The following is a 22,098-nucleotide window of genomic DNA, read 5'->3' on the forward strand; positions in this document are numbered from 1 at the left end:
AGGACGGAGAACACGGGAGGCGCAATGAGCGTCCGATGCGCAGCAGGATGCGTTGTCGCTCGACGGCCCGCGCGCCGCGAGCCCGTGGGCATTATGTTGTGAGACGTGGCCTTCCAGCCCTTTCGTTACCCGGCCGAGTCCTCGCCGGCGCCGGCGCCGCCCGGAGCCCGCAGGGCCCTGGGGCTGCGCGCCCGGCAGTGGACCTGGGTGGCCCTGGCGGCGGCGATCGGTTATCTGCTGCTGAGCGCGGTGTCGGTGATCGGCGTCGTGCGGGAGCTGAACCGCGAGCCGACCGCCGCCGAGCTGCGTCGGGCCGCCGACGTCGAGGTCGCCAGGCGCTGGCGCGCCTGGCCCGCGGGACGGATCTTCCCGGAGCGGCTGGCCTACCGGACCGGCGATGAGGAGACCGAGTACGCCACCCGGGTCGGCATCTCTCCGCAGACCGACTGCACCGCCGCGGTGGAGCCGCCCGTCGCCGAGGTGCTGCGCCGGCACGGCTGCCGCGCGGTGCTTCGCGCCACGTACACCGACCAGCTGGAGGGGGTCGTGGTGACGATCGGGGTGGTGGCCTTCCCCGACCAGCAGGCCGCCTATCGGGCCCGGCAGGAGATCCCCGGCTCGGCCACCGCGCTGCGGGCGGTGCCGTTCCCGGGCACCGCCGCCGCCCGCTTCACCGACAAGGCCCGGCAGGCCGGCACCGCCGAGCGCGGCGGCCCCTACCTGGTGCTGACCACCGCCGGGCAGTCCGACGGCCGTCCCGCCCGCGCGGTGGCCGGCAAGGAGCCGCCCGGCGACCTGTTCGGGCTGGTCCCGCAGCTCGGCCACACGCTGGCCCAGACCCTGTCCACCCGGGCCCTGCCCGACTGCAGCGACCGCGACTGGCGATGCTGAGGCGATCGGGGCGCGCCGGGCGGCTCCCGGCCCGGGTGGGGGCGGCGCTGGCCGCGGTCGGCCTGGCGGTCGCGCCGGCCGCCGCTCCCGCGCACGCCGATGAGATCCGCGAACGGCAGCAGCCGATCCTGCGCGCCCTCGGCGTCCCGGAGGCCTGGAAGATCACTCAGGGGGCCGGGGTGACCGTCGCGGTCGTGGACTCCGGAGTGGACCCCGACCAGGCCGACCTGCGCGGCTCGGTGACGGTCGGCCCCAACATGCTCGCCGACATCGACGGCCGCCGCCCCCCGGTGGGCCGGCACGGCACCGGGATGGCCTCGCTGATCGCCGGGCACGGGCACGGCCCCGGCGGCCGGGACGGCGTCATCGGCGTCGCCCCCCGGGCGCGGATCCTGTCGCTGCGGGTGATCGCCGAGCCCGGCGACCCCTCCTATGCGCTGTACCGGTCCGGCCGGGCGTCCGACTCGGTGGCCCGCGGCATCCGCTACGCCGCCGACCACGGCGCCGACGTGATCAACCTGTCGATCGGCAACGACCGGCCCGACCCGCAGGAGCGCGAGGCGATCGCGCACGCCATCGCCAAGGGCGCGGTGGTGGTCGCGGCGGTGGGCAACGACGGCGACCGGCGCGACCGGCTCGATGAGAACGGTTTCGCCCCCTACTCCTACCCGGCCTCCTATCCGGGAGTGATCGGGGTCGCCGCCACCGGCCGCGGCAACACCCGGGCCCCGTTCTCCAACCGCAACCACTCGGTGGTGGTGTCGGCGCCCGGGGTGGGGATCCCGGTCGCCGGACCCGGCTCGGCCTACTACCTCACCGAGGGCACCAGCGACGCCAGCGCCCTGGTCGCCGGGATCGCCGCGTTGATCCGCTCCCGCCACCCCGGCCTGCGGCCGGCGCTGGTCAGGCAGGCCCTGCTGGACAGCACCCGGCACCGCCCGGCCGGCGAGTACGACGCCTCGGTGGGGTTCGGCCAGGTGCACGCCGAGGCCGCGTTGCGCGCGGCGGCCCGGCTGGCCTCCGCCGACGACTCCGGCGGACTGCCTCCCGAGGAGCGGTTCGGCCGCGAGGCTCCCGGCCCGGTGAAGGTGATCGACCGACCCGCCTGGCTGGAGCCGGCCGCGATCGCCGCCATCGTGCTGTGCCTGGGCGGCGTCGCCGGGAGCGGCGCGCTGACCATGACCCTGTGGCGGCGCACCCGTTCCCTCCCGTGGGGGGTGCGGCCGGTCGCCGTCGCCGGCCCCCCGCCGCGCCCGGTCCCGCCTCCGCTGATCTTCGACGACGCCGGGCCCGCCGCGGCGGACCGCCCTGCGGGACGGCCGGTGTTCGAACGCCCCGAGGCCCCCACCGCCGCCGAGATGCCGGTCCCCGAAGGCCCCGCCGTCCCGGCCGTCCCCACGGCCCCGCCCGGCGCCCGGATGCCCGCGCCGAGATTCGAGCACCCGACCCGGCCGTCGGGGCCGTCCGGGCTGATGCCGCCCCCGCCGCCCGCCCCGCAGCGGGCGGGACCGCCGTCGCGATCGGCCCGGCCGCACTTCATGCCGCCGGTCCAGCCGCCGGCCTAGGGGCGCGCCCGGGCGAGCGGAGGACGCCCGTGGAACGGCGGAGGAGCGGATTCGGGCGAAGGCCCCCTGCGCCGGGGCCCGCCGCGGGAGAATCGGCGGATGCTGCTGGAGCCTGACGAGTTCGCCGAGCTGGTGCTGGACGTGGTGGAACGGATCCCGCCCGGCCGGGTGATGTCGTACGGGGACGTGGCCGAGCTGCTGGGCCGCGGCGGCCCCCGGCAGGTCGGGCGGGTCATGGCGCTGTGGGGCGGCGGGGTGCCGTGGTGGCGGGTGATCCGCGCCGACGGCGGCCCTCCGCCGGGGCACGAGGCGCGGGCGCTGGAGCGCTACCGGGCCGAGGGGACTCCGCTGCGGGCGGACGGGACGCGCGTGGACATGGCCCGGGCCCGCTGGGACGGGGTCGGCTGACGGGATCGGCTGACGCCCCGGGCGGCGGGCCGGCGTCCGAGGCGGCCGGTAGGATCCGATGCCCTGACCCGTCGTCACGGCAACACCTGATGTCGCATGTGCGACATCTGGGTGTTGGCGCCAGATCAGCCCCGATGATCTGCTGGAATCATTTGCCGTGCCACCAGCGTCCTACCGTCTCGTCCGTCGCGCCGGCCCCGTCCGGGCGGCCCCGCCCGTCCTGGACGAGCGGCAGCGGCGGGTGGTGGAGCACGAGGGCGGGCCGCTGCTGGTGCTGGCCGGTCCGGGCACCGGCAAGACGACCACGATCGTGGAGGCGGTGGTCGACCGGATCGAGCGGCGCGGGGTGGACCCGCAGCGGGTGCTGGTCCTCACCTTCAGCCGCAAGGCCGCCGAGGAGCTGCGGGACCGCATCACCGGCCGGTTGCGGCGCACCACCCGCTCCCCGCTGGCGCTGACGTTCCACGGATACGCCTACGCGCTGCTGCACCGGGACGCGGTCGCCAACGGGGAGGAGCCGCCGCGACTGCTGTCGAGCCCGGAGCAGCTGCTGGAGGTGCGCCGCCTGCTGGAGGGCGAGTTCGCCGACGGCGCGGCCGAATGGCCCGAGCGGCTGCGCCCCGCGCTGACCACCCGCGGATTCGCCGAGGAGCTGCGGGACTTCATGCTGCGGGCGATCGAGCGCGGCTACGGCCCGCGGGAGCTGGAGGAGCTGGGCCGCGCCCGCGGCCGGGACGACTGGGTGGCGGTCGCCCGGTTCATGGAGCGCTACGACCGGCGGTTCGCCGTCGACCCGGTGCCCACCTACGACTACGCCGACCTCATCGGGGTGGCCGCGCACATGCTGGCCGAGGACGAGGTGAGGATCCGCGAACGCGACGCCTACGACGCGGTGTTCGTCGACGAGTACCAGGACGTCGACCCCGCCCAGGAGGCGCTGCTGCAGCGGCTGGCCGGCGACGGCCGGGACCTGATCGCGGTGGGGGACCCGGACCAGTCGATCTACGGGTTCCGGGGCGCGGACGTGCGGGGGATCATGGAGTTCCCGCAGCGGTTCCGCACCCTCGCGGGAGAGCCCGCCCCGGTGGTGGCGCTGCAGGAGTGCCGCCGGATGGGGCCGGTGATCCTGGAGGCCTCCCGCCGGATCGCCCGTCGCCTGCCCGCCGGGCCGCTGGCCGCCGAGCATCGGACGCTGCGCCCGCGGGCCGGGGCCGAGGACGGCGAGGTGCACGTCGTCATCGCCGACAGCGCCAGCCAGGAGTCCGCGCTGATCGCCGACGAGCTGCGGCGCGCCCACCTGCTGGACGGGGTGCCCTGGTCGCGGATGGCGGTGCTGGTGCGCAGCGCGGTGCGGCAGGTGCCGGTGCTGCGCCGCGCCCTCGCCCAGGCCGGGGTGCCGGTGACGGTCGCCGGCGACGAGCTGCCGCTGGCCGGCGAACCGGCCGTGCGTCCCCTGCTGACGCTGCTGCGCGTCGCCCTCACCAAGGACTTCCTCACCGGGGAGGTCGCCGAGGAGCTGTTGACCGGCCCGCTCGGCGGGGCCGACGCGCTGGCGCTGCGGCGGCTCAAGCGGGCGCTGCGGGACGCGGAGGCCGTCTCCGGCGGCGGCCGCCCGCTCGGCGAGCTGCTGACCGCCGCCGTGCAGGACCCGCGCGAGCTGCTGCTCATCCACCCCAAGGTCCGCGCCCCGGCCGAGCGCGTCGCCCGCCTCATCGGCACCGCCCGCCGGGCGGCCGAGGAGGGCGGCACCGCGGAGGAGGTGCTGTGGGCGGTCTGGCAGGAGAGCGGGTTGGCCGACGCTCTGCTGGAGCAGTCCGCCAAGGGCGGCCCCCGCGGCGCCGCCGCCGACCGGGACCTGGACGCCGTGGTGGCGTTGTTCGACCACGCCGCCCGATTCGCGGACCGGATGCCGCACGCCGGACCCGAGCTGTTCGTGGACGACATCGCCGGCCAGGAGATCGCCGGGGACACCCTCGCCGAGCAGGCCCCCTCGGGCGAGGCGGTGCGGATCCTGACCGCGCACCGCGCCAAGGGCCTGGAGTGGGACGTCGTCGTGGTCGCCGGGGTGCAGGAGGGCCTGTGGCCCGATCTGCGGCTGCGCGGTTCGCTGCTGGGCGTCGAGGAGCTGATCGAGCACCACGCCGGCAACGACCTGGACGGCCCGTCGGCGGGCGCGTCGGTGGCGGCCAAGCTGCTGGACGAGGAGCGCCGGCTGTTCTACGTCGCCGTCACCCGGGCCCGCCGCCGCCTCGTCGTCACCGCGGTCGGCGGCGACGACACCGAGGAACGCCCCTCCCGGTTCCTCAACGAGCTGTCGCCCGGCGCGCTCGAACGCTCCCAGCTGGATGAGAAGACCCGCTGGCTGTCCCTGCCCGCGCTGGTCGCCGACCTGCGCGCGGTGGTGACCGACCCGTCCCGGCCCGAGCCGCTGCGCCGCGCCGCCGCCGGGCATCTGGCCCGGCTCGCCCGCGCCGGGGTGCGCGGCGCCCACCCCGACTCCTGGTACGCCGTCACCGCCATGTCGGGCCCCGGTCCGGCGTTCACCGAAGACGAGCCGATCACCATCTCCCCCTCGCAGGTCGAGACGTTCACCACCTGCGGGCTGCGCTGGCTGCTGGCCTCGGCGGTCGGCGCCCAGGAGGGCGACGCGCCCGAGTTCGCCGCGATGGGCAAGGTGATCCACGCGATCGCCGAGATGGCCGGGACGGCGGGCGACCTGGACGACGGGGACGTGGCGCGGCGGCTCGACGACATCTGGGAGGAACTGGACTTCGGCAGCGCCTGGTACTCCGGCAAGCAGCGGGAACAGGCCGCGAAGATGGTCGACCGGTTCCTGGCCTGGCATCGCGCCAACCCCAACGAGGTCGTCGCGCTGGAGGAGGAGTTCCAGGTCGACCTGGGCCGGGTCGTCATCAAGGGCCGCATCGACCGGGCCGAACGCGACGAGCACGGCCGCGCCGTGATCGTCGACATCAAGACCTCCTCCGCTCCGGTGCCCAAGGACGAGCTGGCCCGCCACCCCCAGCTGGGGGTCTACCAGTACGCGGTGATGCTCGGGGCGTTCGAGCGGCACGGCCTGATCGAGCCGGGCGGCGCCAAGCTGGTGCAGGTGGGCAAGGCCGCGCTGGCCGGCGGGGCGCGCGAGCAGGAGCAGCCGCCGCCCGCCGAGGACGCCGACCCCGACTGGCCCAAGAAACTGGTCGAGACCGTCGCGACCGGGATGAGCGGCGAGGTCTTCGCCGCGCGCGCCAACGCCAAGTGCCGCACCTGCCCGGTCCGCTCCTGCTGCCCGGTCCACGAAGAGGGCGGGCAGGTGGGCCCATGATCTCCCCGGCCGAACTGGCGCGGCTGCTGGAGCTCCCCGAGCCCACCGCCGAACAGGCCAGGGTCATCGGCGCGCCGCTGGCCCCGATGGCGGTGGTGGCCGGGGCCGGGTCGGGCAAGAGCGAGACGATGGCCGCCCGCGTGGTGTGGCTGGTCGCCAACGGGCTGGTGCGCCCCGAACGGGTGCTCGGCCTGACGTTCACCCGCAAGGCCGCCGCCGAGCTGGCCTCGCGGGTGCGCCGCCGTCTGGACCGGCTGCGGGAGCGGCTGCCGCAGGAGGAGCTGGACCGGCTCGGCGGCGAGGCGCTCTTCGACGGCGAGCCGGTCGTGTCGACCTACCACTCCTACGCCGCCCGGCTGTTCGGCGACCACGCGCTGCGCGAGGCCCTGGAGCCCACCATGCGGCTGATCGGCCCCGCCGTCGCCTGGCAGCTGGCCTCCCGGGTGGTGGACGACTACGACGGCCCGATGGAGCACATCGACTGGCGGCCCGACACGGTGGTGCGGGCCGTGCTGGAGCTGGCCGGCGACCTCGACGAGCACCTGCGGACCCCCGAGGACGTCCGCAGGGTCGGCCGATGGCTGCGCGAGCGGCTCGCCGAGCTGCCCAAGGCGCACAAGCGGCAGCGCGACGTCCTGGCCCGGCACGCCGTCCGCGAGGAGCTGCTGCCGCTGGTCGAGCGGTACCGGCAGGCCAAACGGGAACGGGAGGTGATCGACCACGGCGACCAGATGGCGCTGGCCGCCCGGATCGCCCACCGCCATCCCGAGGTGGGGATGATCGAGCGCTCCCGCTACTCGGTCGTCCTGCTGGACGAGTACCAGGACACCAGCCACGCCCAGCTGGTGCTGCTGCGCTCGCTGTTCTCCGGCGGGCATCCGGTGACCGCGGTCGGCGACCCCTGCCAGTCCATCTACGGCTGGCGCGGGGCGAGCGCGGGCAACCTGCTGCGGTTCGCCCACGACTTCCCCCTGCATCCGCCCGCCGGCGGTCGCCCCGCGACGCCCGCGCCCGTCGTCCAGCTCTCGGTGAGCTGGCGCAACGGCGAGCGGATCCTGGACGCCGCCGCCCGGGTCCAGGCCGAGCTGCGCGCCGAGGCCGAGGTCGTGCCGCGGCTGCGCGCGGGGGAGGGCCGCCGTGGCCGGGGCCGGGTCGAGTGCGCCCTGTACGCCACCGTGGAGGAGGAGGCCGACCGGATCGCCGAGCGGATCCTGAGGCTGACGGCCGCCGAGACCGCCCCCGACGGGGGGCCGTGGGACGGCGAGGGGCCGCTGCGGTACTCCGACATCGCGGTGCTGGCCCGCAAACGGTCCCAGTTCCCGCTGCTGCGCCGCGCCCTGGAGGAGCGCGGCGTACCCGTCGAGGTCGTCGGGCTGGGCGGGCTGCTCACCGTGCCCGAGGTGCAGGACGTGGTCGCCACCCTGCGGGTGATGCACGACCCCACCGCCGGGGCGTCGCTGGCCCGGCTGCTGACCGGCCCCCGCTGGCGGATCGGTCCGCACGACCTGCTCGCCCTCGGCCGTCGGGCACGTGAGCTGGCCCGGGAGGCGCGGCGCGACATCACCCCGCCCGAGGACGCCGTCCCGCCCGAGGACGGGCGGCCGCCCGACCCGGACGCCTCGTCCGCCCCGGCCGGGGACGACGACCCGCTGCGGCAGGTGCTCATCGAGCTGAACGAGGAGACCGGCAGCCTCATCGACGCCCTCGACGACCTGGGCGACCCGTCCGCCTACTCCCCGGAGGGCTATCAGCGGCTGCGGCGGCTGGCCGCCGAGCTGCGGTCGCTGCGCGCCCAGGCCGGGCTGCCGCTGCCCGAGCTGGTCGCCGAGGTGGAACGGACCCTCAATCTGGACATCGAGGTCGCCGCCCGGTCCGGGCTGGACCCGGTGACCGCCCGCGCCGACCTGGACGCCTTCATCGACGCCGCCGCCTCCTTCGCCGGCGACGCCGAGGACCCCACCCTGGGGGCGTTCCTGGCCTACCTCAAGGCCGCCGAGAGCGAGGAGTTCGGGCTGGAGACCGGCCGGGTGGGGGAGAGCGACAGCGTCAAGCTGCTCACCGTCCACGCCGCCAAGGGCCTGGAGTGGCCGGTGGTGTTCGTCCCCGGCCTGTCGTGCGCGCCGCTCAAGGACGGCCGCCGTCCCGCCAAGGGCTCGATCTTCCCCGCCCCGCCGCAGAGCCCCACCCGCTGGACCGACAATCCCCGGCTGCTGCCGTTCCCGCTCCGCGGCGACCGCGCCGACCTGCCGGTGCTGCGCAGCCTGGCCGCAGAGGACCTGGCCGCGTTCGAGAAGGCCTGCGACGATCGGGAGCTGCGCGAGGAGCGCCGCCTGGCCTATGTCGCGGTGACCCGCGCCTCCCATCTGCTCGTCGCCACCGGCTACTGGTGGGGCGCCTCCAGCCGTCCGCTCGGCCCCTCCCCGTTCCTGACGGAGATCCGCGAGGCGTGCCTGGCGGGGGCGGGCCCGGTGACGGCGTGGGCCGACCCGCCGCCGAAGGGCGCGACCAACCCCCTGCTCGCCGACCCGCCCCAGGCCCAGTGGCCCACCGCCCCCCAGGGGCGGCGGTACGAGGCCGTCGTCGAAGGGGCCCGCATGGTCCGCGACGCCATGTCCGGCCGGACCGGGCGGTGGGCCGGGGACGAGGGGCTGACCGAGGCCGACCGGCGCCGCATGACCGCCTGGGCCCGCGATGTGGAGCTGCTGCTCGCCGAGCGCGACCGCAGCCGCGGCGGCGACGGCACGCTGGTCGAGCTGCCCGGCAAGCTCACCGTCTCCACCTTGGTCGCGCTGTCCCGCGACCCGGAGGCGCTGGCCCGGGCGATCCGCCGTCCCATGCCCCGTCCGCCCGCCCCCTACGCCCGGCGCGGGACCGCCTTCCACCGCTGGCTGGAGGCGCGCTGGGGCCAGCAGCCCCTGCTGGGGCCCGACGACCTGCCCGGCGCGGCCGACGAGGACGCCGCCGACGATTCCCTGCTGGCCGCCCTGCAGGAGTGCTTCGAGCGGTCCGAGTGGGCCGCGCGCGAACCCGTCGAGGTGGAGGTCTCCTTCGAGACCGTGATCGCCGACCGCGTCGTCCGCGGCCGGATGGACGCCGTGTTCGCCCGCCCGGACGGCGGCTATGAGGTCGTCGACTGGAAGACCGGCCGTCCGCCCACCGACGAGGAGGCCCGTCACGCCGCCGTCCAGCTCGCCGCCTACCGGCTGGCCTGGGCGGAGCTCGCGGGCGTTCCGCTGGAGAAGGTCAGCGCCGCCTTCCACTACGTCCGGGAGGGCCGCACCATCCGCCCCGCCGACCTGCTGGACGCCGAGGGCCTGACCGCGCTGATCCGGTCCGTCCGCGCGGTGGACTGACCGCCTTGGACCGGGGACGGGCGTCGCCGTCCCCGGGTGATCCCTGGTGGAACGTCACCTTGGTCCGATATGTGAGGGACTCCCTATGGCCTTCGCGCGAGGTTCCGGGAGATGATCCCCGCAACGGACGAGGAGGTCGGTGTGACGGTGACGCGTGAGGAGAAGGCGACCCGCGACGGAGCGGTGACCGAGGCGGCCGGTCTGGCGCGGCTGGTGGACTTCATCGAGCCGGAGCTCGACCTGGAGGACGTGGTGCTGGAGGTGGGCGCGGGGACCGGCCGGATATCGCGCGCGATCGCCGGCCGAGTACGTCATGTCACCGCGCTGGACCGGTCGTGGGAGGCGCTGCGGCGCGGCAAGCGCGAGGCCGACCAGGACGCGATCATGAACGTCACGTTCGCCCGAGGGGACGCCGCCGACCTGTCCTTCGCCGACCGCTCGTTCACCCTGCTGATCTCCCGGTTCGGGCTGCATCGGGAGGAGGACCCGGCGACGGTGCTGCGCGAGCTGGTGCGGGTCAGCCGGCCCGGCGCCGGGCTGGTGATCGCCGATCTGGTGCTGGACGCCGAGCTCGGCGGCGAGCCGGACCGGCTGCTGCGGCTGCGCGACCCCGGCCACCGGGCCCTGCTCGGCGCCGAGCGGATCGCCGAGCTGATCACCGAGGCGGGCGCCGATGTGCGGCGTGCGGAGCGGTTCGACCTGATCCGGCCGGTGGACGCCTGGCTGGCCGACGCTCCGGCCGAGGCCGCCGAGCGGATCCGCGCCGAGCTGCGCGCCGAGCTGGACGGCGGGCCCGCCACCGGGCTGCGGCCGGTGCTGTCCGCCGACGAGCTGTGCGTCACCCTGCCGGTCGCGCATCTGGGCGCCGTCGCCTCCTGAACGCGCCCGGGCACGCCGTGGGGGCGGCCCTCGCCCCCCCGGGGCCGCGGGCGCCTGTCGCGGGCGGCGGCAGCCCGGGGCCCGAGGGCCTCAGCCGGGGAGGAAGCGCAGCGGGTTGGGGACGGGCACGTAGCCGGCGGCCCGGTCGGGCGACCGCGACCAGCGGGTCCGCAGATTGGCCTTGGCCGGCAGCGGCGCGCCCGCCAGCAGCGCCCGCAGCCGGGGGTCGCCGCCGTGCTCGCGGGCGTATCCGGCGATGCGGTCCCGCAGGATCCGCCACAGCTCGGCCTCGTGCCGCGGGTACAGGTCGGCCACGGCGGCGGCGATCTCGGCCAGATGGTTGACCAGCAGGCAGTACACGACGCGGTTCCAGCCCCGGTCGGCGTCGTAGGTCAGGGCCTCGCGCACCCGGCCGGGCAGCCCGGCCAGCTCCGCCTCCCAGCGGTCGCCGACCAGCTTGGTGCCCTCCAGGTCGCGGAACGCCGCCCGCAGCGGCATGCCCTCCCCGTCCACGGAGACCAGCACGTTCTGCAGGTGCGGCTCCAGCACCACCCCGTGGGACAGGTACGCCTCCAGCACCGGGGGCGCGACCAGGCGGACGTACCGCCGCCACCACTCCAGCGCCCCGTCCGGGCCCCTCATGCACGCCAGCCCCGCCAGGGAGCCCGGACCGGCGCCGTAGGGGTCGGCGAGGGCGGCGGCCAGCAGCGGCGTGCCCGGCAGGTCCGCGATCCCGCCGCGCAGGATCACCCCCAGCCCCTCGTGCAGCCTCCGGTCGGCCAGATGGACGCTGCGGTAGGCGGGCTCCGGCAGCAGCCGGCACCCGTCGAACCGGTCGGCCAGCCTCGCGAACACCGGCCGCAGCAGCCGGTCCAGCGTCACCGCCCCGACCAGCTCGTACCAGGAGTTCTTGCGGACGCAGTTGGTGATCCGCACATCCAGGCTGAACTTGCAGAACACGTCCGCGCCCGGCACGTACACGGTGCGCACCGAGGAGGTGGGCGCCACCGGCGGCCCGGCCGTCCCCAGATCCGTCACCAGCCCGGACGCCAGCGCGCGGCGCAGCACCGGACGGTCGGCCAGCAGCCCGAGCTGCCAGGGGTGCACCGGCAGCAGCCGGTGCCCGGGCGGGGGCGCCGGTCCCAGCGACTCCAGCGCCGCGAACGCCCCCGCCTCGCCGCCCTCGGCCACCAGGTCGGCGCGCACCCCCAGCCACCGCAGCCGGAACCGCGCCCCGGCCTCCGGAGCGTACGGCAGCCACTCCGGCGGCCGTCCCTGCCGGGCCTTGGGGGCCGGGTGGAAACGGTGGCCGGCGATCAGCGACTGCTCCGAGGCCAGGTACCCCTCGACCCCGGTCGCGTGCGCCGGCGGGTCCCGCCGGGCCGCCAGCAGCGCCGACAGCGCGGCGCGGCTGTCGGCCACCTGCGCGCAGAACTCCGGGTTGGGCAGGCCGGTGGCCAGCTCCAGCTCCCCGGCGACCAGGTCGGCCAGCCGGCGCCAGCCGACCTCGATCCACGCGCCGTCGCGGCGTTCCTCGCACGGCGTCCTCAGCCGGAAGGCGAACGCCACCGGCGGTCGGGCCAGCCGGGCGCGCAGCAGCACGCCCAGCCTGGGCAGCCGGATCAGCAGATGCCGCCCCTGCGGCCGCACCTGGTCCTCGGGGGCGCACACCTCCCGGACCAGGCAGTTGAGCAGGGCGGTGACGGTGGCGTCGTCGGCGGACAGGACGCGATGGGCGGAGCCGGTGAGCGGCACGGGTCAGTCCCGGAAGCGGTCGAGGTAGTTGGGCCCGTCCGGGCCGTAGTGCTTGTTGATGTCGCGCGCTCCGGTGCGGGCCTTGTCGACGAGGGTCCCGGCGGTGAGCATCGCCTTGGTCGGCAGGGCGTCGGCCTCCACCGTCCGCGAGCGGAGGAATCCGTCGCCCGGCCCGAGCGTCGTCTCCAGCCGTTCCCGCACCATCGCCAGCCCGGTGCGCAGCGGCAGCAGCCCGCGTTCGGCCAGCCCGAACGCGAGCGCCCCCGCGCACAGGTGCACGGTGATGGTGACGAAGACCCGCGCCAGCGACTCGGGGTCCCCCTCGGCCATCCGCGGGTCCTGGAACGTCTCCCGGAGCGGACCCAGCGTCTCCGCCAGCCGCCGCGGATCCACCAGCATCCCGTCGTTGTCCTTGATCAGCAGCCGCACCGGGCCGTTGCCGAGGACCAGCGACACGTTCTGCTGGTGGGCCTCCAGCGCGATCCCGTACCGGAACAGCGTCACGCCGATCGTCAACAGCGCCGACAGGTACTCGTCGAACAGCGCCGGCACGTCCCAGCGTTCGATGACCGTTCCGCCGTCGGGGTGGTCGGCCAGCAGCGCCGCCACCGGGACGACGTGCGCGCCGTCGACCTCGGCCGGGAATCGCCGCACCAGGTAGGCCAGCAGCGGATCGCCCGCATGCCCGTAGGTCTGCTCGTCGGCGAGCAGCAGCGGCAGACCGGGCTCGCGGGCGAGGACCCGCCGCAGGATCCGTTCGGCCAGCGCCCCGTCGTGGAGGGTGCGGGGCGCGATCGTCCGCCGGTTGCGCAGCCCGAGGGTGCTCGTCGGCAGCGGCACCTTCAGATGGGTGCGCCCGTCCACGGCCAGCGTCCGCATCGACAGCGTCGGCCGGACCGGCACGCGAGGGGAGGGGAGCGCGTCGACGCCGGTGTTCAGCGGATGCACGGGCAGCAGCTCGTACCGGTCGTCCACGCCCGCGTCGGCCGGGCGCGGCCACCAGTCGGGCCGCCGCCCGGCCAGCGTCACCCGCTCCCGCGGCACGGCCGTCCACCGCAGCGCGAAGACCGGGGCGAACTCGGGCGCGTACCGGCGCAGGTCCTCGGCGCTCAACCCGATCCGGCACCGCCCGGTCGGATACACCGGATGATCGGTGTGGGCGGCGAGCGTGTCGTAGAAGACGCCCGCGCCCGTCACCGGCACGTCCGCCAGCCGTTCGGCCACGGCCGGCCAGGCGTCCCGGTGGAGCCGCAGCGTCGCCAGGCACTCCCGGCATTCGCGTTCGAACGCCGCCACGTCGTCGCGGGGGTCGGCGATGGCGCGGACCGTCGCGAACACCTCCTCCAGCCGCAGCCCCGCCGCCGGATCCACCGACCACTCGGCCAGGAACCCCGGCGGCGGCCACGCGCCCCGCCCCTCGTCCCGTCCGCGGAGCAGCGGGACGAGGCGGCCGTCGGGCAGGCGCAGCCCGTCGCCCTCGAGGCGGCGGCGCAGCCCGGCGTAGTCCTCGCGGAGCAGGGCGTCCAGCACCCGGGCGGCCAGGGCGGGCTCCGGGTCCGGAGGAGGACCGGGCGGCCGGGGGGACGGCGCCCGGCGGCGCGGGCCCGCGGCGACGAGGTCGTCGGCGGGGCGGCGAGGAGGCGGGGGAGCGCCGGTCGTCACGAGATCTCCCAGCGATGCTCGGCGCGGAAGCGGGCCAACGCGGCGTCGACGGACTCCTCGTCCGGACCGATGGCCTGCACGGTGCCCAGGTAGTCGCGGTTGGTCCCGGTCAGCGTCACGGTCTCGCCCACCCGCCGGACCGGCCGGTAGGTCAGCCGCACCCCGCCGTGGCTCCGCTCCATGGGCTTGGGTGCCGACCGCAGCACCCCCGACCGGTCGGCGATCACCGAGTCGACCGCCGCGTGCCCGGCGGGCCGCGGCGGCGGCGGTCCCAGCGGCTCGCCCAGATGCACCCGCAGCACCTGCTCGAACAGCGGGACGCCCAGCAGGTCCGCCAGCAGGAAGTCGCAGTGGTCCCCGATGATCCGGTAGTTGACCTCGATGATCCGGGCCCGGCCCCGCTGCACCACGAACTCGGTGTGGCAGGCCCCGAAGCCCACCCCCAGCGCCCGCAGCTGCTCCAGCACCTGCCGGGCCTCGGGCGGGGGAGGGGCCCAGTCCAGCCGCTCCTCCACGAACCGCGGCGGCGCCACGCGGGTGCGGAACGACCCCAGCACGTGCAGCCGCTCGCCGTCCCCCAGCGTCTCCAGCGTGTGCAGCGGCCCCGGCAGATACTCCTCGGCCACCAGCGGGTCCGACCGCCGCTCCCGGATCTCCTTGTAACGAGCGGCCAGCTCCTCCGGGTCGTGCACCAGGAACACGTCCTCGCTGGCCACCCCCTCCCGGGGCTTGAGCACCAGCGGATAGGGGCCCTCCGGCACCCCGTCCTCGGTGACCTGCACGCTGAACACCGGGTCGATGCCGGCCAGGTGCCGCCGCAGCAGCGCCTTGTTCTTGGCCCGCACGGCCGCCCGCCAGTCCTTTCCGGGCAGCCCGAAGTACGCCGCGGCGAGCGCGGTCGAGGCCTGCAGGAAGTCGCTGTTGGAGAAGATCGCCGAGATCGGCCCGTCCAACGCCGACACCGCGTCCACGATGGCCCGGTAGTCGTCCACCGCGCACTCGAGCACCGGCACGTCCGGGTAGCGCTCCCGGTGGTCGGCGGGGCGGTCGGTCAGCACGGTCACCCGCAGACCGAGCCGCAGGGCGGCGGGCAGGAACCCATGCGTCACCGAGTCGGTCGCCTTCCCGGCGACCAGAACGAGATGAGGCCCGGACAGCACGGCATGCCTCCTGGCTGAGGTAAGCCTTACCTAATTCTCGTTACCGTAGTACGCGCTGCCCTTACTGTGCGGCAAAAATCTCCGCGTGTCCCGACCTCGGCGCACAGGGCAGGATGGCGGTCATGGATCTCCTTCGGCGCTGGATCGCGCTGGCGGGGGAGGACGCCCGGGACATCGGGGCCCACCTGATCGCCTGCTACCGCCGGCCGCATCGCCGCCACCACACCGCAGCCCACCTGACCGCCGTCCTCGACCTGATCGACGAGCTGGCCGGATACGCCGACGACCCCGACCTCGTCCGGCTGGCCGCCTGGTTCCACGACGCCGTCTACGACCCCCGCCGCGGCGACAACGAGGAACGCAGCGCCGTCAAGGCCGAACGCATGCTCGCCGGCATCGGCCTGCCGCCGCGGGCCGTCGCGGAGGTCGCCCGCCTGGTCCGCCTCACCGTCGCCCACGACCCCGGGCCGGACGACCGCAACGGCCGGGTCCTCTGCGACGCCGACCTGGCCGTCGTGGGCGCGGACCCAAAGACCTACGCCGCCTACGCCGCCGCCGTCCGGGAGGAGTACGCCTTCGTCCCCGAGGAACGGTTCCGGGCCGGCCGCGCCGAGGTCCTCCGCTCCCTGCTCGACCGCCCGGAGCTGTTCCACACCCCCGTGGCCCGCGCCCGGTTCGAGGCCCCGGCCCGCCGCAACCTCCGCGCCGAGCTGGCGCTCCTGCAGGCCGGCGGCCGGTGACGCTCCGGCCCTCCGCCGCGGAGCCGCAGGGGAGGAGACGGCCGCCCGGCGGCGCCGCCGGTTATAGAGTGCCACCCGAAGTAAGGAGCGAAGGGGGACATGAGGCGTGAACGTGCGCGCGTACATCGAGGCCAACGCGGCGGGCTTCTTCGCGGACCTGAAGGAGTGGCTGGCCATCCCCTCCGTCTCGGGGAATCCCGCGCACGCCGATGACGTGCGTCGCTCGGCCGCCTGGCTGGCCGGACACCTGCGCGGCGTCGGCTTCCCCACCGTCGAGGTGTGGGAGACCCCCGGCCTGCCCGCCGTCTTCGCCGAGTGGCCCGCCGAGGACTCCGACGCCCCGGTCGCGCTGATCTACGGACACCACGACGTGCAGCCGGTCGAGCCGCTGGAGGAGTGGGAGACCGATCCGTTCCGCCCCGTCGAGCGCGGCGAGCAGCTGATCGGCCGCGGCGCCTCCGACGACAAGGGACAAGTGCTGTTCCACTCCCTCGGCCTGCGCGCCGCCCTGGCCGCCTCCGGCCGGACCGCCCCGCCCGTCACCGTCAAGATGCTGATCGAGGGGGAGGAGGAGTCCGGCTCGCCCAACCTGCCGGACCTGCTGCGCCGCAACGCGCAGCGGCTCGCCTGCGACGTCATCGTGATCAGCGACACCACCATGTGGGCGGCCGACGTGCCGTCCATGTGCACCGGCATGCGCGGCCTCACCGAGGTGGAGCTTTCGCTGTACGGCCCCGACACCGACCTGCACTCCGGCTCCTTCGGCGGCGCGGTGCCCAACCCGCTGCACGCGATGGCGAGCCTGCTGGCGGGCCTGCACGACGAGAACGGACGGGTCGCCCTGCCGGGCTTCTACGACGATGTGATCGGGCTGACCGACGAGGAGCGACGGCTGTTCGCCAGGCTCCCGTTCGACGAGGCGGAGTGGCTGCGCACTGCCGGCAACAGCCGCGCCGCCTGGGGCGAGGCCGGGTACACCACGCTGGAGCGGGTGTGGGCGCGTCCGACCGCCGAGGTCAACGGCATGTGGGGCGGGCACACCGGGCCGGGCGGCAAGACCATCGTGCCGCGCGAGGCGCACGCCAAGATCTCCTTCCGGCTGGTCGCCGGCCAGGACCCCGAGAAGGTGCGGCGCTCGTTCGAACAGTACGTCGCCGAACGCACCCCGCCGGGGATCCGCGCCGAGGTGAGGGCGCACAGCGACGGCTTCCGCGCCTGCTTCTCCCCGATCGACTCGCCCGCCGTGCAGGCCGCCCGCCGCGCCATGGAGCGGGCGTTCGGCACCGAGGTGCTCTTCACCCGGGAGGGCGGCAGCGGCCCGGAGGCGGAGCTGACCGAGATCCTGGGCGCCCCGCTGGTGTTCGTGGCGGTCGGCCTGGACTCCGACCGCATCCACGCCCCGAACGAGAAGGTCGAGATGCCGTTGCTGCTCAAGGGCGCCGAGTCCGCCGCCTACCTGTGGGACGAGCTGGCCGCGGCGTTGCGCTGACGGCCGGAGAGGGGAGCGTCATGCACACGCCGCTGGAATGGCTGGCGCTGGCCCGCGGCGGTCTGGACCGGGCCGCCGAACGGCGCGCCGACGACGCCTGGCTGGCCGCGCGCTGGGCCGACCCCCGCACCCGGGTGCTGGTGGTGGAACGCGGCCAGGCCCTGGTCCGCTCCGCCGGCGACCGCCCCGAGCTCATCCTGATCGGCCCGGACGAGGCTCCCGAGGGCGACCGCTACCTGCTCGGGGTGGACGAGGAGGACGTGGCCTACTTCGCGGTCTCCGGCGCCCTCCCGGTCGTCGAGGGCTGTGACACCGTCGACCTGCGCCGCATCGGCGCCGCCCTCGGCGACCGCGACTCCGCGCTGCTCACCCAGGCGGTCGCCCTGCAGAACTGGCACGGCACCCACACCCACTGCCCGCGCTGCGGCGCCGCCACCACCGTCGCCAGGGCCGGGCACACCCGCGTCTGCCCCGCCGACGGGTCCGAGCACTTCCCCCGCCTCGATCCCGCCGTCATCATGCTGGTCCACGACGGCGGCGACCGCATGCTGCTCGCCCGCGCCCCCGCCTGGCCGGAGCGGATGATGTCGATCCTGGCCGGGTTCGTCGAGCCGGGCGAGTCCCTGGAGCAGTCCGTGGCCCGCGAGGTCCGCGAGGAGGTCGGCCTGACCGTCGACCAGATCGTCTACCTGGGCAGCCAGCCCTGGCCGCTGCCGCAGAGCCTGATGCTCGGCTTCTTCTGCCGTGCGGCGGGGGAACAGGACATCGCCGCGGACCCCGGTGAGATCGCCGAGGCCCGCTGGTTCACGCGCCGGGAGCTCCGCGCCGCCGTCGAGGAAGGGGCCGTCAGGCTCCCCGGCCGCGTCTCCATCGCCCGCCAGCTCATCGAACACTGGTACGGCGGTCCGCTCCGCGGACCCCGGCGGCGCTGACGCCTCCCGCCCCGCACGTCCGCCCCCGACCGCCGGAGGCCTCCCGGTCGGGACCCGCGCCGTCGCGGCCGCACGGCCGGTCCTCGCGGCCGCCGGGTCGATCCGGCCGCCGCGGGCGCCTGTTCCCGGTCGGCCGCCCGGCCTCCGATGAGGGCCGGCCCCGGACGCCCCGCACCGGCGGACGCCGACACGGAGGCCGATGCGGCGGTCGACGCAGAGCGGGGCGCGGAGCGGAGCGCACGCCGCATCGCCTGAGCGGCGTGCGACGCCGCTCGGGCGATGCCCTCGGCCGTGCGGCCGCCGGTCGACGACGCGGGCGGCGGGTCGGCGATGCGCCGCCCGCTCCCGCCCGCGCCTACTCGGCGGCCGTCTGCAGCGACTCCAGGTGCTGCTTGACCTTCTTCGCCGGCGGGTTCGTCATCACGGTGCCGTCGGGGAACACCACCGTCGGGACGGTCTGGTTGCCGCCGTTGACGCTCATCACGAACTCGGCGGCCTCGGGGTCGCGCTCGATGTCGACCTCGTGCAGGTAGATGCCGTCACGGGCGAGCTGGCTCTTCAGCCGCTTGCAGAAACCGCACCAGGACGTGGTGTACATGGTGAGCTTGCCGGTGGGCGCGCTCGCGGGGGTCGCCATCGGTGTCCCGTCTCCTCTGCCGTGGTGGACCTGTCCGGGCATTATCAACCGTCCGGCCCGCCCGGGCATTCCGATCGCGCGAGCGACGGATGGTGCGAGGATGGGCCTGCGGGAAAGGAGGGGACGGGTGGACCCGGACGCGATACTCCAGGGACTGGATCCCGAGCAGCGCGCGGTGGCCGAGGCGGTGCACGGGCCGGTGTGCGTGCTGGCCGGGGCGGGGACCGGCAAGACCCGCGCCATCACCCACCGGATCGCCTACGCCACCGCGATCGGGGCGGTGGCCCCGCAGCGGGTGCTCGCCGTGACGTTCACCACGCGTGCGGCCGGGGAGCTGCGCGGGCGGCTGCGCCGGCTCGGCGCGCCCGGCGTGCAGGCCCGCACCTTCCACGCGGCGGCGCTGCGCCAGCTGATGTACTTCTGGCCCAGGGTGATCGGGGGCGAGCCCCCTCGCATCCTGGAGTCCAAGATCGGGCTGGTCGCCGAGGCGGCCCGGGCCTGCCGGCTGTCGTACGGCCGGACCGAGCTGCGCGACGTGGCCGCCGAGATCGAGTGGGCCAAGGCGACCCAGCACCGGCCGGAGGACTACGCCGCCGCCGTCGCCCGCACCGGCCGCAGGCCCCCCGCCGACGTGGTCGACGTCGCCCGCGTCTACGCCATGTACGAGACGCTGCGCCGGGAGCGCAACCTGCTGGACTTCGAGGGGGTCCTGGAGCTGACCGCCGCCGTCCTCACCGAGCACCCCGAGGTCGCCCGGGAGGTGCGCGACCAGTACCGCTACTTCGTGGTGGACGAGTTCCAGGACGTCAACCCGCTGCAGAAGCTGCTGCTGGACGCCTGGCTCGGCGACCGGGAGGAGCTGTGCGTGGTGGGCGACCCCAACCAGACGATCTACTCCTTCACCGGCGCGACCCCGCGGTACCTGCTGGACTTCACCCGCGAGCACCCCGACGCCACGGTCGTCAAGCTGGTCCGCGACTACCGCTCCACCCCCCAGGTCGTGCGGCTGGCCAACGCGGTGATCGGGCAGGCGCAGGGGGAGACGGCGCGGCGGCACAGGCTGGAGCTGGTGGCGCAGCGCCCCGACGGGCCCGAACCGGTGTACGTGGAGTACGACGACGAGGTCGCCGAGGCCGACGACATCGCCCGCCGCGTCCGCAAACTGATCGAGGAGGGCGTGCCCGCCAGCCGGATCGCCGTGCTCTACCGCACCAACGCCCAGTCGGAGAACTACGAGGCGGCGTTCGCGGCGGCCGGGATCCCGGTGGTGCTGCGCGGCGCGGAGCGCTTCTTCGAACGTCCCGAGGTCCGGGAGGCCGTCGTCCAGCTCCGCGGCGCCGCCCGCGCCGGGGCCGACGCCGAGACCGAGGGGATGGGCCTGATCGCCACGGTCCGGCACGTCCTGTCGGGGGTGGGCTTCACCGAGGAGCCGCCCGAGGGGACGGGCGCGGCCCGCGCCCGGTGGGAGTCGCTGTCGGCGCTGGCCCAGCTCGCCGAGGACGTGGCCATCGCCGATCCGCGGGCGGGGCTGCCGGAGTTCGTCGCCGAGCTGGAGGAGCGCGCCGCCCTGCAGCACGCCCCCACCATGGAGGGCGTCACCCTGGCCAGCCTGCACGCCGCCAAGGGCCTGGAGTGGGACGCGGTGTTCCTGGTCGGGCTCACCGAGGGCACGCTGCCGATCGTCTACGCCGAGACCCCCGAGCAGATCGAGGAGGAGCGGCGCCTGCTGTACGTGGGCGTCACCCGGGCCCGCGAGCACCTGACCCTGTCCTGGGCGCTGTCGCGCTCCCCCGGCGGCCGCAAGAACCGGCGCCCCTCCCGGTTCCTGGCGGGCCTGACGCCCCGCGCGGCCACGCCGAGCCCGGCGCCCGCCGACCGTTCCCGGCGGCGCGGCGGCAAGGCGGGCCCGCAGCCGTGCCGGGTGTGCGGCCGGCCGTTGACCGCGCCGCTGGAGCGCAAGCTCGGCCGCTGCGTGGACTGCCCCGTGGAGATCGACGAGGAGCTGCTGCTGGCGCTCAGGGAGTGGCGATCGGAGGTCGCCCGGGAGCAGAAGGTCCCCGCCTACGTGGTGTTCACCGACGCCACCCTGCAGGCGATCGCCGAACGGCGCCCGGAGACCGTCGAGGAGCTGGCCCAGATCTCCGGCGTCGGCCGGGCCAAGCTGAACAGGTACGGAGCGGCCGTGCTGGCGCTGTGCCGGGGTGAGACGCCGGACACATCGGCCGACCTGCCAGACTGACATCTCGCCCCGCCGCCGGGCGGGGCGTCGAGGCTCATCGCTCCCCGCCCGCGAGGGGAGCGCGGACACGGTGGGTGGCTTGTGAGAGAGGCGCTGAAGGAGCTGCTGGACCTGCTCGATCTGGAGCAGATCGAGAACGACATCTTCCGCGGCCGCAGCCCGCAGGAGAACCGGCAGCGGGTCTTCGGAGGTCAGGTCGCCGGGCAGGCCCTGGTGGCGGCCGGACGCACCGTCCCGGTCCATCGGTTCGTGCATTCGCTGCACGCGTATTTCCTGCGTCCCGGCGATCCGCTGGTGCCGATCGTCTATCTGGTGGACCGGATCCGCGACGGGCGGTCGTTCACCACCCGCCGGGTCACCGCCGTTCAGCACGGCCGGGCGATCTTCATGCTGTCGGCGTCGTTCCAGATCGCCGAGGAGGGCCCGACGCATCAGGCCGCCATGCCCGAGGTCCCCGCACCGTCGAGCCTGCCGACCATGCGGGAGCGGATCACGGCGTTGTTCGGGGAACGGGCCGCCGAGGAGTTCGAGCGGCGTCGGCCGTTCGATCTGCGGCACATCACCCCGCTGACCTTCGAGGCCGCCAAGGATCCCTCGCTGACCGGGCCGGAGTCGAAGGTGTGGCTGCGGGTGGACGGCGAACTGCCCGACGATCCGCTGCTGCACGTGTGCCTGATGACGTACGCCTCGGACATGACGCTGCTGGACACCGTGCTGCTCAACCACGGCCTGTCCTGGGGCGACAAGCGCACCATGGGGGCCAGCCTGGACCACGCGATGTGGTTCCACGGACCGTTCCGCGCCGACGAGTGGCTGCTTTACGCTCAGGAGACCCCGTTCGCCGGCGGCGCCCGCGGGTTGGCGCGCGGCCATGTCTTCACCGCCGACGGCAGATTGGTGGTGTCGGTGGTGCAGGAGGGGTTGGTCCGGGTGTTGGACGCTTCCGCAGAGCCGGAAGTTCAGTGAAATCTCCCACGAAATCCCAGGTCAAAAATAGGTTGCCGGGTTTCGTGTCGCAAACGTAGAGTCGTCACAACAGCGAACGAACGTCTCGAGCGCCGCG

The 22,098-nt window shown here is 75.3% G+C and carries 15 protein-coding genes; 11 read left to right on the forward strand and 4 right to left on the reverse strand.

Translation table 11 applies throughout. The features are described 5' to 3' along the window. Positions 1-105: 105 nt before the first annotated feature. The 6 genes from EIO00_RS02255 to EIO00_RS02280 all read left to right on the forward strand — a co-directional run bounded on the left by EIO00_RS02255 (position 106) and on the right by EIO00_RS02280 (position 10,421). Positions 106-891, forward strand: a complete 786-nt coding sequence (locus EIO00_RS02255) for a vWA domain-containing protein (RefSeq protein ID WP_140175204.1) — start codon at positions 106-108, stop codon at positions 889-891. Continuing rightward, complete coding sequence (locus EIO00_RS02260; protein WP_140175205.1) at positions 885-2,456, forward strand: S8 family serine peptidase; 1,572 nt, start codon at positions 885-887, stop codon at positions 2,454-2,456. Before EIO00_RS02255 ends, EIO00_RS02260 begins: the two co-directional genes overlap by 7 nt. Positions 2,457-2,555: 99 nt before the next feature. Further along, complete coding sequence (locus EIO00_RS02265; RefSeq protein ID WP_140175206.1) at positions 2,556-2,864, forward strand: MGMT family protein; 309 nt, start codon at positions 2,556-2,558, stop codon at positions 2,862-2,864. A 157-nt stretch (positions 2,865-3,021) separates the two neighbouring features. Further along, a complete protein-coding gene (locus EIO00_RS02270) occupies positions 3,022-6,189 on the forward strand; it encodes an ATP-dependent helicase (protein ID WP_140175207.1) in 3,168 nt (1,055 codons plus the stop codon). Beyond that, positions 6,186-9,542 carry an ATP-dependent helicase gene (locus EIO00_RS02275; RefSeq protein WP_140175208.1) on the forward strand — a complete coding sequence of 1,119 codons (3,357 nt, stop codon included), beginning with the start codon at positions 6,186-6,188 and terminating at the stop codon, positions 9,540-9,542. The genes EIO00_RS02270 and EIO00_RS02275 overlap by 4 nt, the downstream gene beginning before the upstream one ends. 141 nt (positions 9,543-9,683) lie before the next feature. Beyond that, the gene (locus tag EIO00_RS02280; protein WP_140175209.1) at positions 9,684-10,421 is read left to right on the forward strand and encodes a class I SAM-dependent methyltransferase; all 738 of its coding nucleotides are present in this window, start codon (positions 9,684-9,686) and stop codon (positions 10,419-10,421) included. 90 nt (positions 10,422-10,511) lie between these two features. Here EIO00_RS02280 and EIO00_RS02285 read toward each other — a convergent pair whose 3' ends face one another. From EIO00_RS02285 to EIO00_RS02295, 3 genes are read right to left on the reverse strand one after another with little or no spacing between them, the layout of a single operon-like run. Further along, on the reverse strand, positions 10,512-12,176 hold the full coding sequence (locus tag EIO00_RS02285) for an IucA/IucC family protein (protein WP_140175210.1): 1,665 nt from the start codon (positions 12,174-12,176) through the stop codon (positions 10,512-10,514). Positions 12,177-12,179: 3 nt separating this feature from the next. Beyond that, a complete protein-coding gene (locus EIO00_RS02290) occupies positions 12,180-13,838 on the reverse strand; it encodes an IucA/IucC family protein (protein WP_241661062.1) in 1,659 nt (552 codons plus the stop codon). After that, a complete protein-coding gene (locus EIO00_RS02295) occupies positions 13,835-14,998 on the reverse strand; it encodes an ATP-grasp domain-containing protein (RefSeq protein WP_140175211.1) in 1,164 nt (387 codons plus the stop codon). The genes EIO00_RS02290 and EIO00_RS02295 overlap by 4 nt, the downstream gene beginning before the upstream one ends. A 122-nt stretch (positions 14,999-15,120) precedes the next feature. Here EIO00_RS02295 and EIO00_RS02300 point away from each other — a divergent pair, with 122 nt between their 5' ends. From EIO00_RS02300 to nudC, 3 genes are all read left to right on the forward strand, one after another. After that, on the forward strand, positions 15,121-15,738 hold the full coding sequence (locus EIO00_RS02300) for an HD domain-containing protein (protein WP_140175212.1): 618 nt from the start codon (positions 15,121-15,123) through the stop codon (positions 15,736-15,738). Between the two features lie 106 nt (positions 15,739-15,844). Continuing rightward, the gene (locus EIO00_RS02305) at positions 15,845-17,227 is read left to right on the forward strand and encodes a dipeptidase (protein ID WP_140175213.1); all 1,383 of its coding nucleotides are present in this window, start codon (positions 15,845-15,847) and stop codon (positions 17,225-17,227) included. Between the two features lie 20 nt (positions 17,228-17,247). After that, positions 17,248-18,159 (forward strand): NAD(+) diphosphatase, encoded by a 912-nt coding sequence (nudC, locus tag EIO00_RS02310; protein WP_140175214.1) that lies wholly within the window; start codon positions 17,248-17,250, stop codon positions 18,157-18,159. Between the two features lie 355 nt (positions 18,160-18,514). Here the strand turns inward: nudC and EIO00_RS02315 are convergent, their stop codons facing one another. Further along, entirely contained in the window at positions 18,515-18,796 is a 282-nt protein-coding gene (locus EIO00_RS02315) for a mycoredoxin (RefSeq protein WP_140175215.1), read from the reverse strand. A gap of 127 nt (positions 18,797-18,923) precedes the next feature. Between EIO00_RS02315 and EIO00_RS02320 the strand changes: the two genes are divergently transcribed. Both EIO00_RS02320 and tesB read left to right on the forward strand, forming a co-directional pair. Beyond that, the gene (locus tag EIO00_RS02320) at positions 18,924-21,035 is read left to right on the forward strand and encodes an ATP-dependent DNA helicase UvrD2 (protein ID WP_140175216.1); all 2,112 of its coding nucleotides are present in this window, start codon (positions 18,924-18,926) and stop codon (positions 21,033-21,035) included. 81 nt (positions 21,036-21,116) lie between these two features. Continuing rightward, entirely contained in the window at positions 21,117-22,001 is an 885-nt protein-coding gene (gene tesB / locus EIO00_RS02325) for an acyl-CoA thioesterase II (protein WP_140175217.1), read from the forward strand. The last annotated feature ends 97 nt before the right edge of the window (positions 22,002-22,098 follow it).

Source organism: Thermomonospora catenispora (assembly GCF_006363815.1).
In the GTDB taxonomy this organism is placed as follows: Bacteria; Actinomycetota; Actinomycetes; order Streptosporangiales; family Streptosporangiaceae; genus Thermomonospora; species Thermomonospora catenispora.